The sequence below is a fragment of the Streptomyces sp. Q2 genome (genome assembly GCF_056820935.1).
Genome location: NZ_JBXEJE010000049.1, coordinates 51,135 through 70,955 on the forward strand (window position 1 = coordinate 51,135; position 19,821 = coordinate 70,955).

The 19,821-nt window shown below is 66.1% G+C and carries 15 protein-coding genes and 1 pseudogene; 10 read left to right on the top strand and 6 right to left on the bottom strand.

Annotated features, from left to right (window positions below; all coding sequences use genetic code 11):
• The first annotated feature begins 72 nt into the window (after positions 1–72).
• The 6 genes from ACWBNA_RS39785 (at position 73) to ACWBNA_RS39810 (ending at position 7,963) form a co-directional block, all read left to right on the top strand.
• On the top strand, positions 73–771 hold the full coding sequence (locus ACWBNA_RS39785) for an SDR family oxidoreductase (RefSeq protein WP_482709426.1): 699 nt from the start codon (positions 73–75) through the stop codon (positions 769–771).
• A gap of 134 nt (positions 772–905) precedes the next feature.
• Entirely contained in the window at positions 906–2,357 is a 1,452-nt protein-coding gene (locus tag ACWBNA_RS39790) for a DHA2 family efflux MFS transporter permease subunit (RefSeq protein WP_482709427.1), read from the top strand.
• Between the two features lie 681 nt (positions 2,358–3,038).
• Positions 3,039–3,644, top strand: coding sequence for a TetR/AcrR family transcriptional regulator (locus ACWBNA_RS39795; RefSeq protein ID WP_482709428.1), 606 nt, complete (start codon positions 3,039–3,041; stop codon positions 3,642–3,644).
• A 538-nt stretch (positions 3,645–4,182) separates the two neighbouring features.
• Positions 4,183–4,971 (top strand): alpha/beta fold hydrolase, encoded by a 789-nt coding sequence (locus ACWBNA_RS39800; protein ID WP_482709429.1) that lies wholly within the window; start codon positions 4,183–4,185, stop codon positions 4,969–4,971.
• A gap of 209 nt (positions 4,972–5,180) precedes the next feature.
• Positions 5,181–6,650: an amidase gene (locus tag ACWBNA_RS39805; RefSeq protein ID WP_482709430.1), complete on the top strand. Its 1,470-nt coding sequence runs from the start codon at positions 5,181–5,183 to the stop codon at positions 6,648–6,650.
• 65 nt (positions 6,651–6,715) lie between these two features.
• On the top strand, positions 6,716–7,963 hold the full coding sequence (locus ACWBNA_RS39810; RefSeq protein WP_482709431.1) for an NADH:flavin oxidoreductase/NADH oxidase family protein: 1,248 nt from the start codon (positions 6,716–6,718) through the stop codon (positions 7,961–7,963).
• A 587-nt stretch (positions 7,964–8,550) separates the two neighbouring features.
• On the opposite strand, the gene ACWBNA_RS39815 is transcribed toward ACWBNA_RS39810, so the two are convergent.
• Positions 8,551–9,384, bottom strand: a complete 834-nt coding sequence (locus ACWBNA_RS39815; RefSeq protein ID WP_482709432.1) for an alpha/beta hydrolase — start codon at positions 9,382–9,384, stop codon at positions 8,551–8,553.
• A 248-nt stretch (positions 9,385–9,632) separates the two neighbouring features.
• A complete protein-coding gene (locus tag ACWBNA_RS39820) occupies positions 9,633–10,583 on the bottom strand; it encodes an alpha/beta hydrolase (RefSeq protein ID WP_482709433.1) in 951 nt (316 codons plus the stop codon).
• 65 nt (positions 10,584–10,648) lie between these two features.
• On the opposite strand from ACWBNA_RS39820, the gene ACWBNA_RS39825 reads away from it, so the two are divergent.
• Complete coding sequence (locus tag ACWBNA_RS39825) at positions 10,649–10,783, top strand: hypothetical protein (protein ID WP_482709434.1); 135 nt, start codon at positions 10,649–10,651, stop codon at positions 10,781–10,783.
• Between the two features lie 211 nt (positions 10,784–10,994).
• On the opposite strand, the gene ACWBNA_RS39830 is transcribed toward ACWBNA_RS39825, so the two are convergent.
• Together ACWBNA_RS39830 and ACWBNA_RS39835 are read right to left on the bottom strand one after the other, a co-directional pair.
• The gene (locus ACWBNA_RS39830; RefSeq protein ID WP_482709435.1) at positions 10,995–12,029 is read right to left on the bottom strand and encodes an NADPH:quinone reductase; all 1,035 of its coding nucleotides are present in this window, start codon (positions 12,027–12,029) and stop codon (positions 10,995–10,997) included.
• Between the two features lie 50 nt (positions 12,030–12,079).
• Positions 12,080–14,062 carry a CocE/NonD family hydrolase gene (locus ACWBNA_RS39835; protein ID WP_482709436.1) on the bottom strand — a complete coding sequence of 661 codons (1,983 nt, stop codon included), beginning with the start codon at positions 14,060–14,062 and terminating at the stop codon, positions 12,080–12,082.
• 305 nt (positions 14,063–14,367) lie between these two features.
• Between ACWBNA_RS39835 and ACWBNA_RS39840 the strand changes: the two genes are divergently transcribed.
• From ACWBNA_RS39840 to ACWBNA_RS39850, 3 genes are all read left to right on the top strand, one after another.
• Positions 14,368–15,549, top strand: coding sequence for an FAD binding domain-containing protein (locus tag ACWBNA_RS39840; RefSeq protein WP_482709437.1), 1,182 nt, complete (start codon positions 14,368–14,370; stop codon positions 15,547–15,549).
• Between the two features lie 13 nt (positions 15,550–15,562).
• Complete coding sequence (locus ACWBNA_RS39845; protein WP_482709438.1) at positions 15,563–16,027, top strand: cupin domain-containing protein; 465 nt, start codon at positions 15,563–15,565, stop codon at positions 16,025–16,027.
• A gap of 90 nt (positions 16,028–16,117) precedes the next feature.
• Positions 16,118–17,845 carry a helix-turn-helix domain-containing protein gene (locus tag ACWBNA_RS39850; protein WP_482709439.1) on the top strand — a complete coding sequence of 576 codons (1,728 nt, stop codon included), beginning with the start codon at positions 16,118–16,120 and terminating at the stop codon, positions 17,843–17,845.
• 412 nt (positions 17,846–18,257) lie between these two features.
• Here the strand turns inward: ACWBNA_RS39850 and ACWBNA_RS39855 are convergent, their stop codons facing one another.
• Both ACWBNA_RS39855 and ACWBNA_RS39860 read right to left on the bottom strand, forming a co-directional pair.
• A complete protein-coding gene (locus ACWBNA_RS39855; RefSeq protein WP_482709440.1) occupies positions 18,258–19,217 on the bottom strand; it encodes a GlxA family transcriptional regulator in 960 nt (319 codons plus the stop codon).
• Positions 19,218–19,601: 384 nt separating this feature from the next.
• Positions 19,602–19,821, bottom strand: a pseudogene (locus tag ACWBNA_RS39860) (hypothetical protein); the annotation flags it as partial.

A 19,821-nucleotide genomic window follows, 5' to 3' on the forward strand; every position in this document is an offset into this window, starting at 1 on the left:
CTTGCGATCACCGACACTCCTACTTAATATTATGACCGTACTTCAATAGGCCCACTTCACCAGGAACTCACCATGGACCTCTCCACCAGCACCGCCCTCGTCACCGGAGCCAACCGTGGCTTCGGCCGCGCCCTCGCCGCCGAACTGCTCAGCCGCGGCGCCACCGTCTACGCCGGCGCCCGCAACCCCGACAAGGTCGACCTGCCCGGCGCCACGCCGATCGCACTCGACATCACCGACCCCGCCTCCATCGCGGCCGCAGCCAAGGCCACCGGCGACGTGACCCTCCTGGTCAACAACGCCGGATCCTCCACCAACGCCGACGTGCTGACCGCCGACCTGGAGGACATCAGCCTGGAGATGAACACCCACTACCTGGGCACCCTCTCCGTCGTCCGCGCCTTCGCACCCCAGATCACGGCGGGCGGCGGGGGAACGATCCTGAACATCCTCTCCGGCCTGTCCTGGGTCAGCTTCCCGCAGTTCGGCGCCTACTGCGCCGCCAAGTCCGCGGAGTGGTCGCTCACCAACACTCTGCGTCTGCAACTCGCCGACCAGCACATCCGCGTGGCCGGCCTGCACGTCGGCTACATGGACACCGACATGGTCCGAGCCGTCGACGCACCCAAATCCGACCCCGCCGACATCGCCCGGATCGCCATCGACGGCATCGCCGCCGACGCCTACGAGATCGTCGCGGACGACGCCTCCCGCCAGGCGCAGGCCGCCCTCGCCGGAGGCGTCTCCGTGCTCTACCCGCAGCTCCCCTAAGACAGGCACCCAGGAACCCGCACCGAGCCCGCTCGACGCCGATGCTCGCTGTCACCCCCATGCCGTCGCCCGCCGGCGCCCACGTCCATTGATCCGTCACCACATACGTCTGCCCAGGGAATGTAAGGAACGCCATGAAACAGCAACGGAAGCAACGGGGTGGGGGCGGCGGCGCCTTCTGGGCCGTGGCCATCACCAGCGCGGCGGGATTCATCACGGCCCTCGACAACCTGATCGTCACCACGTCCCTCCCCTCCATCCGCGAGGACCTCGGCGGCGGCCTCGAGGACCTCGAATGGACGGTGAGCGCCTACACCCTCACCTTCGCGGTCCTGCTCATGTTCGGCGCTTCCCTCGGTGACCGATTCGGGCGCCGGAGAATGTTCGCCATCGGGCTCGCGATCTTCACCACGGCCTCGGCCGGTGCCGCACTCGCACCCGGGATGGGCGAACTGATCGCCGCGCGTGCGGCGCAGGGCGTCGGGTCCGCGATCGTGACGCCGCTGACGCTCACCCTGCTGTCGGCCGCCGTCCCCGCCGAACGGCGCGGCGCGGCCCTGGGTGTCTGGGGAGCGGCCAGCGGTATCGCCGTCGCCACCGGACCGCTCATCGGCGGCGTACTCACCGAAAACCTCTCCTGGCAGTGGATCTTCTGGGTGAACGTACCCCTCGGTCTGGCGCTGATCCCGCTCGCCCTGCTACGGCTGAACGAGAGCCGCGGCCCGAACCCGACCCTCGACGTCGTCGGCACCGTTCTGGCCAGCGGCGGTCTGTTCGGCATCGTGTACGCCCTGGTGCGCGGCAACGCCGACGGCTGGACCAGCACCCCGGTGCTGGTCGGCTTCTTCGTCGGTGCCGCCATGCTCGTCGGCTTCGTCTTCTACGAACTGCGCGCAGAGAACCCGATGCTGCCGATGCGCCTGTTCCGCCACCGCTCCTTCAGCGCCATCAACGCCGCAAGCCTGCTGATGCTGCTGGGCATGTTCGGGTCGATCTTCCTGCTCAGCCAGTACCTGCAGACCGTCGGCGGCTACTCACCGATGCAAGCCGGCATACGGATGCTGCCCTGGACCGCCATGCCCATGATCGCCGGACCGCTGGCCGGGGCGCTGTCCGACCGCATCGGCGGCGCACCCGTCGTCACGGCGGGCATGACCCTCAACGCCACCGGCCTCGGACTGTGGGCACTCACCGTCAAGCCGCACGAGGCCTACTCCCACATGCTGCCCGCACTGATCGTCTGCGGCATCGGCCTGGGCATGTTCTTCGCCCCCAGCGCGAACCTCGTACTGAGCACCGTCCGCCCGGAGGAGCAGGGCATCGCCTCCGGCGCCAACAACGCGATCCGCGAAGTCGGCGGCGCCATCGGCGTCGCGACACTGGCCGCGGTCTTCTCAGCCCAGGGCGGCTACGGATCCGCGTCACAGTTCGTGGACGGGCTGATCCCGGCCCTGTGGGTCGGAGCCGGTGTCGTCGCCCTGGCAGCGGCTGTGGCCTTGTTCATGCCCTGGCAGCGCAAGGCCGACGGCCCGGCTGCCGGCCTTGCGGCAGGGAATGCGTCGGCCAGCGCCCCGGTCGCGACCTGAAGCCCGGACCGAGGGGCGGCCCAGCCGGTTACGGCGGGGCCGCCCCTCAGCTGTCATGCCCTGCCCCCTCCAGGCTCGTTCGTCGAGGTCATCACACCGTGGTCATCACGCCGTGGGTCGAAGCCTCTCGGACAGGGCGCCCCTCAGATCGGCGCTCGCGCCTCTGAGGGGGCACCGCTTTCGTCACCGTGGGGCTCACCGACTCGTCCTGCTGGCCAGGAAAGGCCGCAGATGCGCCAGCAACGCCTCCGGTTGAGGACGAGCACTGATGGCCACCCCGATCCGCACCATCTCCGGCGCCCACGGCGTGACGGTGCGGTCCCGACAGCGAATCAACCTCTCCCGGCGCCCCTCCCGCGTAGCGAGCCCTCGAACGCGACGCACCGCACGAGGCCACCGCCTCCGGGGCACGCCGGCCACCGGCCGGGCCTCGCACCATGGCGTCACGGACATCCTCGCGCGGCATCTCGAAGACGTTCGACAGCACAATCGCCCGCACGCGGGGTCCCGACCAAGGGGGGAGGGCTGCCGTACAGGCGGATATGCGAGCCGGTGGCGACCACCGATCACCCAACGAACAGGCATCAACACCGTAGGATTGTTACATTACGTTCGAAATAAGATGTTGTGAGGGAGCGGGCTGAGGGCGAGCGGCCCTCCTGCACAGCGAAGGAGTACGGGGTGCGATACGGGAAAGAGCAGAAACCGTTGACCAGGCAGCGCATCATCGAGACGGCCGGACGCCGGCTCAAGCGGGACGGCATCGACGGCTCGAGCGTCTCGACGCTCATGAAGGACGTAGGGCTGACCAACGGCGCCTTCTATACGCACTTCACGCCCAAGGACGAGCTCGTCGCCACCGCGGTCGCCGACCAACTGCGTACACAGAACGTGAACATCGTCGCGCACGCGGCACCCGGCCGCGACGGACTCGAACAGATCGTGCGGTGGCACCTGTCCGCCCAGCACCGCAACAGCCCTGACGACGGCTGCCCGTCCGCCGCCCTGTTCGACGAGATCGGGCGCTGCACCGATCCCATCAGGCAGGCCTACACAGACGGCGTACTGATCGTCGTCGACGGCATCGCCGTCCGCCTGGCACACAGCGATCCACACTCGGCCCGCACCAGGGCACTGAGCGCCTACGCCATGATGGCCGGGACTCCGCAGCTCTCCCGGGCGCTCGCCGACGAGCAGCTTGCCGATGAACTCCTCGAGGAGGGCATCCGTAACACCCTCGATCTGCTGGACGTGACGAATGAGCCCGCCAGAAGGGCCTTCAACTGACGCGCCCTCCTTCGCGGCAGCAGCTGGTCGCCAGTAAGCACGACATGTTCGAGCGTCACCACACAGGGCCCCGAGCGATTCCCGATCCGAGACCCCGCCTCGCCGACCGGCGCCGCGCCCGCCACGAGACATGGCGCACGCGACAGAACAGAAGGACCCCTCTTGCGCCTCACCGACTGGACACTTAGAATGATGACCGTAATTTAATGGGTAGAGCCCGGCGTCATCACTCGCAGCCATGACGTCAGGCGAGGCTCCCCCGAAGAGCTCTGCCAACGACGCGAGCCCGAGCACTGCACCGGGTGCGCCTGACGCGTGCTCGCCACCTCGGGGCTGCCGCCCCACTGCCAGCCATGAACGAGCCGCGAAGGGCGTGCGAAGGGCGACCAGTTCGTCGCAGGTCCCCTTTCATCCGGTAACGAGACCGCTCTGACACCCCTATCAGAAGGACCTGGACATGAGCGCACCGCGGAACTCCCCATCCGCCTCACGATCGGCATACAAGAACGCGCCGACCCACTCCGTGGCGGTCGACGGGGTGGACTTCGCCTATCGGGAGCTCGGCCCCGAGGGCGGCGTGCCGTTGATCCTCCTGGTTCACATGGCCGGAAACCTGGACAACTGGGATCCCCGCATCGTCGACGGGCTCGCCGCGGAACGCCGAGTGATCACCTTTGGAAACCGCGGGGTGGGCCGGTCGGGCGGCTCCACGCCTGACACGATCGAAGCGATGGCCCACGACGCTGTGCGGTTCATCCGTGCCCTTGGCCTCGACCACGTCGATGTGTTCGGTCTGTCGATGGGCGGGTTCGTCGCGCAGGTCGTCGCGGAAGAAGAACCGCGCCTCGTCCGCAAGCTCATCCTCGCGGGCACGGGCCCCGCCGGCGGCGTTGGCATCGACAAGGTCCCGGCAGTTGCCATCAGGGCGACGATCAAAGGCAACCTGACCCGTCGGGACCCGTTGCTCTCCCTCTTCTTCACCGACACCGCAGGCGGGCGACGGGCAGGACGCGCCTTGCTCAAACGGCTGAAGGAGCGCACGGACGACCGGGACAAGGACATCTCACTGCTGACCGTCCGTGCCCAGATGAAGGCCGTCAAACGATGGGGCCGCCAGGCACCGACGAACCTGTCGATGATTCGCCAACCGGCCCTCGTGGCGAACGGTGAGAACGACCGGATGGTACCCAGCCAGAACACACTCGACCTGGCCGCGCGTCTACCCAAGAGCGAACTTGTGCCCCCCTACCCGGACGCCGGCCACGGGGCGGTCTTCCAGTACCACGAGGACTTCGTCACCAGGGCACTTGCGTTTCTCGGGTCCTGAGTTTGATCGATGCCGCCGGAGCGAGCCTCACCCGGACCACGGGCGCGAAGGGATCTCCGGCCGATCTCGCACCGGCGGCACTTCATGAGGGAGTCCAGAAATTGACGTATGACCGTAATAGCATGACCGTTCGGTATTGAGGTGCCAGGGGACCTCCCACCTCTCAACCTCTGGGCCGCCACATCAACGCCTACAGAAACGAGGCCTCCGTGCGTGATCTCCCGTTCCAGTCAGCCGCGGACCAGCTGAGCGCGCTGGCCTCGGGGAAGGTGTCGAGTGAGGAACTGCTCGATGCCTATCTGAGCCGCATCGACGCCCACAACGGGACGCTGAACGCGATCGTCACCCTTGATGTCGAACGGGCGCGGAGCGCGGCCAGGGACGCCGACGCTAAACGCGCGAGCGGGGCGGAACTCGGCCCGCTGCACGGTCTACCGATCACGCTGAAGGACAGCTACGAGACCGCTGGTCTACGGACCGTCTGTGGTCGGCCCCACCTCAAGGACTACGTGCCCGAGCAGGACGCCGAGGCGGTACGAAGGCTCCGTGCCGCAGGTGCGGTGATCATCGGTAAGACCAACATGCCCGGCGGGAACCAGGACGTCCAGGCGGACAACCCGGTGTTCGGACCGACGCTGAACCCGTGGAACACCGCACGCACGTCCGGAGGCTCCGCAGGGGGCGGCGCCGTGGCTACGGCCGCGGGGCTGACCGCTTTCGACTTCGGCTCGGAGATCGGCGGATCCACCCGGATCCCAGCACACTTCAACGGCCTCTACGGACACAAGGCGACCTGGCGGTCCATCCCGCTCATCGGCCACGTACCGGGCGGACCCGGTGTCGGGCGGTGGGGGGAGATCGACCTCGCGTGTGCGGGCGCCCAGGTACGTGAGGCGCGCGACCTTGTCCCGATCCTCCACGCTACGGTGGGACCGCCCGAGCGCGACGGCGGTTTCAGCTACACCCTCGCACCTCCCAGGGCGAGCGAGCTGGACGGCTTCCGGATCGCGGTGTGGCCCGAGGACCCCTCGTGCCCTGTCGACCACGACGTCGCCACGGCGATGGACGACGCCCTGAACGCCCTCAAAGCGGCCGGCGCGAAGGTCGAGGTGCGGCCCTCCGGCCTACCGGGCGACATGGCGACCAGTCATGACATCTTCCTTCGCCTGCTGTTCGGTGCGTTCACCTACGACCGGTCCGGACTGACGGCGGCCTCCAACACGGCGCTGCTCGCGCGTCTCGCCCAGCAACCGCGTGGAGAGGCTCTCTACGCCCTGCGCGGGACCCTCCAGTCCCACTACAGCTGGCTCCAGGCGGACGTGGCACGCCATGAGCTGCGGCAGCGGTGGACCGAGTTCTTCCGGGACTTCGATGTCCTCCTGATGCCCGTCACACCGACCACGGCACCGCCTCATCACAACAAACCGATCGACAGATTCGGACGGCGGATCCAGGTCGACGGGCGGTCCCGCCCGTACTGGGACCAGGTCAAGTGGAGCGCCATCGCCAACGTGGCCGGGTCTCCGGCGACGACCGTTCCCGTCCGAACCGGCCGGGACGGTCTGCCTGTCGGACTCCAGGTGATGGGTCCGAGCGGCGGCGACCTGACCACCATCAAGTTCGCCGAGCTCCTGGGCCGGGAACTCGAGGGCTACCAGCCCCCTCCGGCCTTCATGTGACGATCCGACCGCACTGCCCCAAACCCGCCCCCGGCTGACGCCGACCGCACCGAAGAAGAGCCCGGATGAATACGCTGGACACGTCCCTCACTCTCCCGAACGGCCAGATACTGGCCAACCGCCTGATGAAGTCGGCGCTCAGCGAGTCGCTGGGAAACAGGACCAACGCACCCGACGAACGGCTCGGCCGTCTGTACTCCACATGGAGTCGAGGCGGCTACGGCCTCATGATCACCGGCAACGTCATGGTCGATCGCGCACAGCTTGGTGAACCGGGCAACATCGTCATCGAGGACGAGCGTGATCTCGGCGCGCTCTCACGCTGGGCCAAGTCGGCCCAGGACTCGGGCGGTGCGATCTGGGCACAGCTCAACCACCCCGGGCGACAGGCCAACCCATTGGCACTCGGACACACACCGGTGGCCCCCAGCCCGATCCCGCCGAAACTGCCCGGGGCCACGACGCCGCGTGAACTGCGACCGGCAGAGATCGAGGAGATCATCGAGCGCTTCGCCACGGCCGCGGCCGTGTGCGAGACAGCCGGCTTCAACGGCGTACAGGTGCAAGGGGCCCACGGGTATCTCATCTCGCAGTTCCTGTCACCGCTGTCGAACCGGCGCGACGACGGCTGGGGCGGCGATCTCCAGGGGCGGATGCGTTTCGGCCTTGAGGTCGTCCGCCGCATCCGCGGCCGCGTCAGGCCCGGCTTCGCGGTGGGCATCAAACTCAACTCGGCGGACTTCCAGCGGGGCGGATTCACCGAGGACGAGTCCCAGGCCGTGCTGGCCGCGCTCGCCCGCGAAGGCATCGACCTCATCGAAGTCAGCGGCGGTACTTACGAGTCCATGGCGATGAGCGGCTCGGCGGCCCCCAGCACCAGGGCACGCGAGGCGTACTTCTTGGAATACGCCGGCACCGTTCGCAAGCTCGTGGGCGACATCCCCCTCGCCGTCACAGGCGGATTCCGCACCCGCGATGCCATGCAGCGTGCCGTACAGGCCGGCGAATGCGACGTGGTCGGCATCGGCCGGCCGGCGATCACCACGCCGGACGCAGCCCGGCGCATCCTCGAAGGGCGGACCGAGGCAATCACCGCACACCAGGTGCGCTACGGCATGAGAACCCTGTTGGGCAAGATCGCCGACCTCAAGTCCCTGGACGGGGTACTGGACATCAGCTGGCACACCGACCAGATACATCGCCTCGGCAACGGCCTGCACCCCGACCTGAATCGCGGCAGGCTTGCAGCCACCGTCGCGATGGTCCGGCGAAACGGACGCACCTCGTTCCGCGCCAAGCGAGGCGGGTCATGAGTGCCTGCACCTTCAACGGGCCGGAGCCCACGCTGAGCCTGCCTCGGGAAGGGATTACGGCTCGTCGTCGGGGCGTCTGACGATCTCCACCGCAGGCGGAGCTTCTCGGCTGCCCAGTCGATCAGGCGCCCGGCACAACCGGCGTCCGCCCACACCAGGCGGATCGAGGAGTACTTCGCGCGCAGCCGCTCCCACAGCCTGACGACGGCGTCGCGGGTCTTGCACGCTCGCCGCTGTCAGCGCGACGGCCAGGACCAAACCGAGGCAGTCAGGCTCAGGTCCCGTATATGCGCGAAGCGTTGCACGATGCCCGCGACATTGATCACACCGTCGACCTCCCGTGTGCTGTGGCGATCTCGCCGGGCAGCTTCCGGGCCGCCGGGGCGGCGGCGTTCAGAACGTGGGCAGTGTGCAGGCGCTCCGCCGCGGCCGCGTGCCGGCCGTCTCGGCCGGCCCTCTCTCACTGAGGTCGAGGACATCTACGCGCTCGCCTCGGGAGATGAGTCCGAACGCCACTTCCTGCCCGATCCCGTTGCCGCCGCCGTGAGGACGACCTCTCCGCGATCTGCCTTCCCTTTCGGTCGGCCTCACAGTGCGCCTTCCAGCGCCCGTGCCTGCCGGCGCCAGAACTCCCGCGAGACTTCGGCCTTGGGAAAAACGAGGTCGAAGGCGTGGAAAGCGCCGGGTATGACGTCGAGGTCGCAGGGGACGCCGCTGTCACTCAGCCGACGCGCGTACTCGACGTCTTCGTCGTGGAAGAGATCGAGGGTGCCGACGCCGATCCAGGCCGGAGGGAGACCGGTGAGATCCTCACGGCGGGCAGCGGCCGCGTACGGGGAGACGTCAGGGCCCGCGACGGCGTCGCCAAGGTAGGACGACCAGCCGTACCGGTTGCTCTTGGGCGTCCAGACGCGCACCTTGAGGGTGCCCAGGTCGGTTCTCGTCGTCGTGCGGTCGTCCAGCATGGGGTAGAGGAGCAGTTGGAACACCGGGCGGACCTCGGCCCGGTCATGGGCGACCAGCGCGAGGGCGGCGGCGATTCCGCCGCCTGCGCTGGCACCGCCGATCGCGATGCGATCGGCGTCGATGTGCAGTTCGCCCGCACGCTCGGCCAGTCCGCGCAGTGCGGCGTAGGCGTCCTCGACTGCGGCGGGCGCGGGATGGTCCGGCCCCAGTCGATAGCGAACCGCGGCGACGGTGATGCCGAGCTCGCGGGCGAAGGCGATGTTCGTACGGTCGTCCTGCTCGGGTGCGCCGAAGATCAGCCCGCCTCCGTGGATCCAGAGCAGCGCCGGAGCCGCTGCCTTCAAGCCCGTCGGCTGGAAGACGCGGAGCGAGACGGACGGCGCGTCCTTCGGGCCTGGCACGACGATCTCCTGGACCGTGACGTCCGGCCCTGGATCGGTCGAGCGCCACTTCACGCTCCGCACGAGGCGCGACGACAGACGCCCAGCGGACACTTTGGGGATGAAGCGACCTCGTTTGAGATCGGGGTGGAAGGTACTCATCGGATCCTCGCTTTCCCCTCATCGAGGGTGTACGGAGTCAGCCGGCCACCCGGCGGGTGGCCGGCTTCGAGTGGTGGGACGGTTACAGCGACGCGAGGTCACCGGCGAGGCCGACCCCTGAACTCCGGGCGGCTTCGCCGGCCGGTCTCCGACCCCACCATTCAATGCTTGCCCTTGCCCAGATGGGTCTCGAACCAACGGGCGGCGGCGTCGGTGACAAGGTCCCGGGAAAGGTGAGGCCAGAACACCCCATAGTGTCCCCCGGAGATCATCACGAGCTCCTTGGGCTCAAGGGCCGCGTCGTAGGCTTCCAGAGCGAGCGAGGGCGGAGTGGTCTTGTCGTCGCCGGCGACGATCATCATCAGGGGCGTCGGGCTGATGCGGCGCATGAACGGACGCACGTCATATGCCAGCGCCCGTCCAGTCGATCGGATGGTGACACTGTTGATCCATCCTTCCGCGGGCCCTTCGGGACCGCCCACGAGGTACTCGTAGTCCGCCGCGTCCTCGAACAGGACGGGGTGGTCAGCGGGATCGGTCGGCATCCGCACCAGCTGGATACGGCCGGGCTCCTCACCCTTGAGCCTTCCTTGCCTGTCCTTGTCCATGTTTTCGTTGATCGCGGCGAGTGCACCTTCACCGTTTCCCAGCACGAACTGGTCGTAACCGGAGATGAAGGGCACCTGGCTGACGACAGCTTTCACCCGGCGGTCCATGGCGGCCACGACGAGCACCATTGCCCCGCTGTAGCTTGAGCCCCACAGGCCGATGCGGTCGCTGTCGAGCGCCGGATGCTGCTCCACGAAGGACAGGGCCATCTGCAAGTCCCGCTCCTGTGTGACAGGATCGACGTCCTGGCGCGGCTCCCCGTCGCTGCTGCCGCACGTCCGCTGGTCGTAGAGCAGGACTCCGAACCCCCGAGCGACGAAGGCGTCAGCGACGGTTTCGAGGCGGGTGATCGACGAGGAGAATCCAGGGGTCATCACGATGGCGGGATGCGGACCCTCGGAGTCCGGGGTCATCACCCAGCCACGCAGGATGACCCCGTTGTCGGCGCGAAACTCGATGTCTTCCTTCACCGACGTGGCCGCAGCTTGCTTCTTCTGACTCATGTGCCATACCTCCGATATTACGATCGTAATTCCATTGATTCGGCAGCGTCAAGTGCGCTGTCGACGTGTTGGGCGAGCGCCTCGCACCGTGGCGGGCCGGGAAGATCATCCGCGAGGCCGTCCCGAACGGCCGCCTTCACCTGCTGTCCAGCGTCGACCACCTCGTCAACTTCGAGGAACCGGACGTCCGGACGTGCTGACGGCGAAGCTTCGTGACCCGGCGCCCAGTTGTGATATTGGCTGGCGCTTCCACGTCAGCGCCCGACGCGTCCAGCCAGAACTTGCCCGGATCTTCTGGACTCCGGTCGCAGACGTCCGCGAGCACGCCCATCGGGCACCACTCCTTTGACGGCCGCTTGCGTGCGTGCCGATGTGTCGGGCGGGCAGTCCCAGCCAGTTTGGGAAGGGACGTCATGCGGACAGGTCAAGGAGAACCTTGCCGACGGTGGTTCTGGCCTCCACTGCCTTGTGGGCATCCGCGATTCGCTCCAGCGGATAGTGATGGAAGGGCAGCCCTCTGGCTTCGCCCCCGCCGATCACCCCGGCTGCCAGGGCCCTGTCGATGGATGCGACGGCGTCGTCGAGAACGGCGTCGGTCATCTTGTACAGCAGCACGAAGTGCCAGGTGACGCTCAAGGTCATCTGGGATCGGACCGGCATGACGATGTCGTCGCCGCCATTGTTGGCGTAGACGACGACCAGCCCGTGCGGCGCGAGGACCGCGAGATCCAGGCCGACGTTGGTGGACGGCGAGACCTCGACGACGACGTCCACCCCGTCCGGCGCGAGCCGCCGTATCTCGGCGCCGGCGTCCTGCGTGCGGTAGTTCACCACCATCCGGGCGCCGGCGGCCCTCGCAAGGCGGGCCTTGGCTTCAGTGCTGACGGTCGTGATCACGCTCGCACCAGCCCACGTCGCCAACTGGATCGCGGCATTGCCGACGGCGCCGGCTCCCCCCGCGACCAGAACGGTGACCCCTGCGAGCACCCCCGGTCCGAGCTGAGTCGGGCCTCCGGCACGGAGAGTCAGCGCGTGGTGAGCCGTGATGAAGGGGACCCCGAGGCCGGCGCCCAACTCCAGGGAGGCCGTGTCGGGCAGCGGGCGGACCAGTCGGGCCGGAACCGTGGCGTACTCCTGCGCTGTCCCCTCCAGGCGCTTGAAGGCAACGAGCCACAACCACACCCTGTCCCCCGGCACGAGGCCCTCGACCCCGGGGCCGACCGCGTCCACGATCCCGGAGCCGTCTAGGTGCGGAACCTGAACCTTCCCGTCGGGGATCGGCATGTGGAGACCGCCGATGCGGGTCTTCCAGTCGGTCGGGTTGACGCCTGAGTAGAGGATCCTCACCCGAACCTCACCTGCGCCCGGATCGCGTAGGGGGAGGTCGACGATGCGGAGCACATCGCGATCTCCTGCGGTTGCGTAACCTGCGGCTCTGATCTTCATCACTCCTTTTCTCGTGGATCTTCAGAGACCGACCGGACTGACGGAACGGTCTAAGTCCTTGCCGGAACTATCGGAAGGCGTAGAAAGGATTTGTTCTCGCCCCCCAGGTGAATCGAAGTACGTCCGCTGAAGACGGACGATGGGCGATCCGACGGATCGTTGTGCAGGAATGGCCCCGACCCCTGCATTGCATTCTTGAAGTTCGAGAGTCGGGTCTCCGGCGCCGAGTCGTAAAACCAGTCGGAACCCCGCAGGGTCAAGCTGAGGCTCCAACCCGGTGGGAGGACCACGCTGGTGGGCCACAGTTCGACATCGAGTCGGTAGATCTCGTAAGGGATGACCTCGGATGCACGCTCATGTGAATGGAACGGCCGGTACGGCTCGCTAAGACGCTCGTCGAGCTCCCGGTGCGACATTCGCAACCACCCCTTCGTCACCGCGCTGAAGGGATCGATAGCACCTTGGAACACGTGCTCATTCCCAGCTGGGTCAAAGGCACGCAGCACTGCGAAGATGTCCGCGTCCGTGGAGGTGGTGGATACGAAGAGCCGGCAGGCTACCGGTCCCGTGATCTCGGTGGTCTCCGTCATCGGTTCGGTGGTCCAGGAGACACCCTCGCCATTGGCGTCAAAGGAAACTACTGATTCAGTGGCGACACCGGGGTGAATTCGATCGATGTCCAGTTGTAGATCGGTCCAGGTCGTCCCTGGAAGTGGCCATGCGTCTTCGTGTCGCACCTCCGTCGTTCCATCGACATGCCGAACCTTCATTTGAACGCGGGGCTGTTTGTCCCAGCCGTTGTCTTCACCCTTGAGGAAGTGATCGAAGAACCGGCGCTGAAGGTCGACTCCATAGTCGGTGTAGAACTCCACCCAATGTTCACCGTCATGGATCTCAAGCCATTTCTGCGTCGAAGACGCCCTGCAAAAGCCTTCGATGTTGCCGCGAAGGTGCAGTCCCTGCCCTCCCCAGTTGCCGGCGGACAACAGCGGCACATCAATTTGGGAAAAATCGGCCTGGCGCTCAAAGTAGGCGTCGATGAACTCGTTGTCACGGTGGAACTTCGGCAGGTCAGCCCGGTTCGCTGCGAGTTCGGATTCACCCATCGTCTGATCGCCGCAGACCAGCTCACCGGTGGCGGCGCTCCGCGGTCCCGCCTCCCCTCGTCCGTGCTGGACCGACAGCACCTGCATCTCGTACCAGTTCAGGAGCATCGTGCTCAGAACGCCGCCGTGGCGTGCACCTTCTCTGTAGAAGTCGGAGGCGCCCTCCCACACGCAGATCGCTGCGAGAGACTCTGGCTTCAGCGCGGCCACCCGCCACTGGTTCATCCCGTAATAGGAGATTCCGTTCAGGCCAACCTTGCCGTTGCTCCACGCCTGTCGGCCCGCCCATTCGATGCATTCACGAAAGTCCTCGGTCTCTCGTGCGGAAAACGGGTCCAGAAAGCCAGGCGACCGGCCGGCACCACGAGAGTCCACGCGAACGACGACGTAGCCATGGGGAACCCACTTCTCTGGGTCCGCTACCTCCCAGCACTGGTGAACGTTGGTCGATCCAGTCACCGTGTCCGGATGTTCCTCAGCCATCTTTTTCCATGCCGTAGGGTACCCGTCGGCGAACGCAAGACCTTTCCCGTACGGCCCGTAGGTCATGAGCGTTGGATGCGCCAAGCCGTCATCCGGGCGGAAGAGGTCAGCTCGCAGAACGATGCCATCGTTCATTTCGATCGGCACGTCTCGTTCGACAACCATCACCTTCGCCGATTCTTCTCGAGTATCCACGTCAGCCTCCAGTTCTTTCGCCTGCTCCCGGGAACTCACCCACATCGACGGTTCCCGCTCGCCGGGCACGGGTGATGCGGATTCACTGCATTCAGCCGTTGACACACTCAATCGAGACATCTTCACGGTTACATTGCGCCTTGGATCTCCGTGATCACCAGGACGAGAGAAATCGTCAACTTCGAGCGAAGTGAAGTCGGCCGGTGAGGTCGCCGCAGTGCGTTGCGGTACAAGCACGGTCGCGATCATCGCCGCGGAGGCGTCGGCGCGGCGGATTTAGCGGTGGGAGGCTGCTAAGGCAGTTGTGAGTCTGCTCATCTTGCCTGCCCTTCTGAACGGGCCCTTCAGGAGGACATCCGCGCGATTGGCCGCGCCACATCGAGGTCAGACCAGAATGCCGCGACGGAACGACCCGATGACATGTGCTCGCTCACACTGTCAGTCGCCTGCAATGTGGCTCCGAACATAGGATCGCTCGCGCCGCCCTCCGAGACTGAATGCCCGAGGCATCGAGCAGGCGCGCCGATGTCTCCCGCAACCGGGGAGGTCGACGTATGCGCGCACCCAAGTCCCGTCAGGCAGTCGTCGTCGGAGGATCGATCGGCGGTCTCACCACTGCGCTGCTGCTGCGCGACCTCGGCTGGGACGTCGACGTATTCGAGCGATCGACCCGCGACGACGCCCGCGGCGGCGGCATCGTGCTGCAGCCGGACACGATCCGCTGGTTCACCGAACGCAGTACGCAGGCGCTGGAGAGCCTCACTACCTCTACAGATCTCGTCCAGTACCTGGGCGGTAACAATCACATAGTCCACCGCGAGTACGCGGAGTGGTCCTACAGCTCCTGGGCGACCCTCCACTCGGCGCTGCTGCGGGATTTCGGGGCCGACCGTTACAGGCGCGGACACCGCGCTGCAGCGGTCGCCCAGGACGCGTCGACGGCGACCGTCGAGTTCGACAACGGCAGCACTGCAACCGGCGACCTCGTGGTGTTCGCCGACGGGGTGAACTCAGTGGGCCGGCAGTACGTAGCACCGAACACACCCATCCGGTACTCCGGATACATCGGGTGGCGCGGTCTAGTGCCTGAGCGTCTGTTGAGCAGCGCAACGAGTGCAGTTCTCGAGGACTCCGTGACCTACGTCGTTATGCCGGGCTCACACATCGTGATGTATCCCGTGCCCAACGCGATCACGGGTGGCAGAACCGACAGGCTTATGAACTTCGTCTGGTATCGCAACGTTCCGTCGGGAATACGACTCGATGAGTTCGTCGGGGGCGCGTCCGACGGGGTTCTGTCTTTGCCTCCGGACCAGGTACCTCACGTCGAGGTCGAACGGATGCAGACTGACGCGGCTCGTGACCTACCGCCAGCAGCGGCTGAGGTTGTTGCGCGCTGCGACGCTCCGTACGTCCAGGTCGTCAGCGACATTCGCGCGGCACAGATGGTTCGAGGCAGAGTCGCGATACTAGGTGACGCCGCGTGCGCCGCCCGCCCGCACGCGGCGGCCGGCACCGCCAAGGCCGCCGCCGACGCGTGGAATCTGGCCACGGCAATCGACAAGACGGGTGGCGACCTGAACCGAGCCCTTCGGGTCTGGGAGCCGGTTCAGCTCGCCCTGAGTGCTCAGCTTGAGTCACGTGTCCAGGCCATGGGCGAGCGTTCACAGTTCGGCAACTCCTGGCGCCCAGGCGACCCCGAACTCCGGTTTGGTCTCTACGGGCCCGGCGTCTGACGGAGGAAGCATCATGAGTGAGATGTCCCGGGCCGATCGAAAAGCGCCCATCACGAGCAGCCTTGATCTGCCGCTGGCAGGCAAACTGATCGGAAGCGACTTCGCCGGCTGGACTGACGAGCTGGTCGACGAGTTCCGCGTTCACGCGCAGGACGGACATGTGGGTTCACGTCTGCTCAGCGAAGACCCCCGTGTCCGGGTTTGGGAGATTCGACTGGCACCGGGCGAACGATGGCACGCCCATCGTCATGTGCTCGATTACTTCTGGACAGCAGTCACGTCTGGCCGCAGCATTCAGCACACGCACGACGGAACAACTCGGGCCGTGGAGTACGAGGCAGGCGAGACGCGTCATTTCAGATTTGCGCGCGGCGAGTTTTTGCTCCATGACATCGAAAACGTGGGTGAAGCCGATCTCGTATTCACGACTGTCGAACATCTCGACGGCGAGAACCCGCCCCTGCCCATCACGCCTTGATGAGCGCACCCTCCAGGGCTCCTGTCGTACCCTTGAATCGGGATCACGGGCGACAATCTCATGCGAGTCCGCCAGGTTGGAGGGCATCTCTTGAGCAAGCCGATGCCTGACGAAGTGACGCCGACCGCTGTGTGGATCGCGGCGCTCGAGTTGCTGGCCCGTCAGGCCGGGGCAGGTAGTTCGTCCGAAGACTTGCACCAGAGACTGGTCGCGGTTGGACGCCAGCTAACCGGTTTCGACTTCTGCGCGGTTCTCCTCCCCGACGAGTCGGGAACTCAGCTGCTCATCCGTGCCTGGGCGGGTCTGGATGCTTTCTACGTCGAGCAGATCAACACCCAAAACCCGTTGACGCTTGGTAGGACCGCGAGAGAGTCGCCCTCCAGCAGGGCCTATACCTCCGGTGTTTCCGTTTGGGTATCTGACATCACGCAGCATGCCGACTTCACACAGTGGTCCGGTCCAGCGAGGGCACAGGGTTACAGGACGCTGCTGGCTGTGCCGCTGCGAGCGGGCAACCAGGTCGTCGGCACCTTCAATTGCTACAACAGAGAGGTCATCGCCCCGGATCCCCAGCTTCGCCACTTGGTCGAGGCGCTGACGGATTTTGCAAGCGCGGCTCTCGAGATCACGCGGCTTCGCCAGGCAGAGACCGAACGAATGAGTCAGCTCGAGGATCTCAACAAGGAACTACGCGATCAACAGGCGCGGGACGAGCGATCCCAGGTGTTGCATCGCCGCCTCACCGACGTGGCGCTCGCCAATTCGGACCTCGCCCATCTTGCACATGAGTCCGCGCAGGTGGTGGGCGCCAGCTTCCTGAAGATCGTCGACAACTCGGGTTTCGTGCTGGCGCAGGCGGGCTCCGACTCGGTCGAAGACCTGACGCCGGAGTCGAACTCGGCAGTCGTTCTCCTACACGGGGAGGTGGCTGCACGAATCGAAGCTTTTGGCGCGACCCTCGACCCCGACATGACCGCTCGCGCACTGGAGCACGCGGCGACCGTCTGCGCGCTCCTACTACTGCGCGATCGGACCGCGGCCGAAGCCGAAGCCAGATTCAGAGACGATCTGATCGGGGATCTTTGTTCTGGCGACGCTGAGCGGCGCGCTGCGGCCCGGCAGCGTGCACTACGAGCAAACCTGCTCGTCGACGGGGTGCAGGTGGTCGTGATGAAGGATCGAAGCGAAGGCAGTGCCGCCAAAGTCGAAAGCTCGTCGCTCGGGCACCGGATGCGATCCGTTCTGAGCCGACGGCCCCGCCTTGTGTGCGGCCGGCTCGGCGACTACTGGGTCGCTCTGTGGCCGATCAATGAAAGCGCAGAAGACATAGGTGCCACCCTCACGAACGACGCGATCGGCTCTCAGGTTCACGCAGTAGTGGTCCCTGCCGGCGGTTCAGAAGACCTGGCCAGGGCATTTCGGATGGCACGAGGCGCGCTTGAAATCGGCGGCTCGCAGGCTCCGCTGGTTCGCACCATCGAGGACCTGGGGGTGGTGGGCTTGTTGCTCCAACTGGAGGACCACACGGCCGTCGCGAACTTCAGTGATCGTGTGCTGGGTGCACTGCGCCAGAGCGATCTCGAGCGCTCGACAGACCTGATCCTCACGGTAAGAACCTACTTGGCCAATGATTGCCGCGCCGATGTGTCCGCTCAAGAGCTGTTCGTTCACAAGAACACGATCTCCCAGCGGCTTCGGCGCATCGAGAAGCTGACGGGACTCTCTTTCGCCAGTCCTTCAGACGTCCTACAGTTCAGTGCCGCCTTGGCAGCAGACGACATCCGGGCAACAACCGACCTTTCTGCAACCGAGCGTTAGTCTCGGAGTCCTTCTCTGCGCACATCGTGGCGGGTGGCGGGCCGCCGGTTCTTCGAGCCAAGTGGCCTTCCCGGACCAGGAGTTGATGGTTTCGGTGCACGGGCCGGACAGGTGAGAGGCTGTCGCACGACTCCTGCCCTGTGAAGGTCAAGAGTGCTTCTTGGGCGTGTGATTGATGAGCTTGTTGATGTTGCGGCGGCACGCCCGCATGGCCGATCAGGCTCTTGCTGTCAGCCCGCACGGCAAACCGGTGATCCCACTCGGTGATCTTCACCCGTTGGGTGCCTCTCCCTGTGGCGATTTTGATCTAGACAGTCCAGACTGACGGACGCCCTGCGGCATATGACCGTTCCCCCGGCCGTGGCGGTGCGCCGGTTCATCACCGCGTACGCAGAGCGGTCTGTGGTGGTGCTCAGTGCGCGGGGGTCAGGGTGCCGCGGAAGGTACGCCGGTAGGCGAGCGGCGAAACGCCGATGGCGGCATGCAGGTGCTCTCGTAGCGATGTGCCGCCGGCAAAGCCGACTTGGCCGGCGATCTCGTCCACCGGCAGGTCGGTGGTTTCCAGGAGGTGCCGTGCGCGGTCGATGCGCTGCCGGATCAGCCAGCGTCCCGGGCTCATGCCCACCTCTTCCGTGAAGCGACGGACGAAGGTCCGCAGGCTCATGTGGGAGTACTCGGCGAGGTCCGTCAGAGTCATGGGCTCGTGGAGGTTCTCCAGGGCCCAATGGCGGGCGGCGGCCGTTCCGGTGGCCGTGGCCTCGGGTACCGGGTGCTGGATGTACTGCGCCTGCCCTCCGTCGCGCCACGGAGGGGCGACGCATCTACGGGCCACCTGGTTGGCGACTTCGCTGCCGTGGTCCTTGCGGATGATGTGCAGGCAGACGTCGAGCCCGGACGCGGCGCCCGCTGAGGTCACTATGTCCCCATCGTCGATGAACAGGGCGTCCGGATCGAGTGCGACCTGAGGGAAGGATGCGCGGAAGAGGTCCGCGACCATCCAGTGGGTGGTGGCCGGCCGGCCGTCGAGGAGACCGGCGGCGGCGAGGACGAAGGCGCCGGTGCAGATGGACACGAGGCGAGTGTCGGAAGTTACGGACGCGAGCGCCTGGACCACGGTCTGCGGCACTTCCGGGGGCACGGCGCTGGTGGTGAAGGGGGGAATGACGACGGTGCCGGCGGTGCTCAGCGCCTCCGGCCCGTGCTCGACGGTGATCGAGAAGTCGGAGTTGGTGCGCACCGGGCGGCCGTCGACGCTGCAGGTGAGGACCTCGTAGCGGCCGTCCGCCGCCTCGAAGACTCGGCTGGGAATGCCCAGTTCGAAGGGGTACACGCCGTCTACGGCCAGAACGACGACTCGGTGAGTGGGTGCCATGGCGTGATCCCGTCGAAGGTGGCATTCATGCCATGGTATTGGACGGTGACGGCAACACGCTGGACACATCACGCACAGCGTCACCTTCCGCTCTACAAGTCAGGGCCTTGACGTTCTTGCCTATCCGGAACAGACAGCGTCGTGAACTCCGCCGCACCCGTCCGTCGCCGCTGTCACCGTTGATGGCACCGCGTTCCCGCCGTCAGCATCGTCAAGGGCGTCCAGACCGCCGCCCACGGACAGGGCTATGCCGGGCAGGCACCGGATCGTGTGGATCACCCTTCGGTGGCGGTAGTCCCTCCGGCTGAAACATGACCTGCACCTTCGGTCGACGGCCTCCCACACGGCGGCACTCCGTCCGGCGCCTAGGGACTTTCGTTTGGATCACCGTGCGGACCAAAGAAAGATGCCTGCGATGTGGAGTCCGGCCAGGTAGATGGTGGCTGTCTTCTCGTAGCGAGTGGCGATGCCGCGCCACTGCTTGAGGCGGTTGATGCACCGCTCGACAGTGTTGCGGTTCTTGTAGGTGTCGGCGTACAAGCGAACGTGCACCACCTCGTACGGATGAAAGTGCACCATTTCTGATGCGGTGACGGGGTGTCGG

What these genes read in the sequence shown, in the direction of transcription:
- ACWBNA_RS39835 (WP_482709436.1), bottom strand. Translation starts at nt 14,062, where the DNA reads ATGATCGCGACCGTGCTTGTACCGCAACGCACTGCGGCGACCTCACCG.
- ACWBNA_RS39840 (WP_482709437.1), top strand. Translation starts at nt 14,368, where the DNA reads ATGCGCGCACCCAAGTCCCGTCAGGCAGTCGTCGTCGGAGGATCGATC.
- ACWBNA_RS39785 (WP_482709426.1), top strand. Translation starts at nt 73, where the DNA reads ATGGACCTCTCCACCAGCACCGCCCTCGTCACCGGAGCCAACCGTGGC.
- ACWBNA_RS39790 (WP_482709427.1), top strand. Translation starts at nt 906, where the DNA reads ATGAAACAGCAACGGAAGCAACGGGGTGGGGGCGGCGGCGCCTTCTGG.
- ACWBNA_RS39830 (WP_482709435.1), bottom strand. Translation starts at nt 12,029, where the DNA reads ATGAAGATCAGAGCCGCAGGTTACGCAACCGCAGGAGATCGCGATGTG.
- ACWBNA_RS39820 (WP_482709433.1), bottom strand. Translation starts at nt 10,583, where the DNA reads ATGAGTCAGAAGAAGCAAGCTGCGGCCACGTCGGTGAAGGAAGACATC.
- ACWBNA_RS39845 (WP_482709438.1), top strand. Translation starts at nt 15,563, where the DNA reads ATGAGTGAGATGTCCCGGGCCGATCGAAAAGCGCCCATCACGAGCAGC.
- ACWBNA_RS39855 (WP_482709440.1), bottom strand. Translation starts at nt 19,217, where the DNA reads ATGGCACCCACTCACCGAGTCGTCGTTCTGGCCGTAGACGGCGTGTAC.
- ACWBNA_RS39810 (WP_482709431.1), top strand. Translation starts at nt 6,716, where the DNA reads ATGAATACGCTGGACACGTCCCTCACTCTCCCGAACGGCCAGATACTG.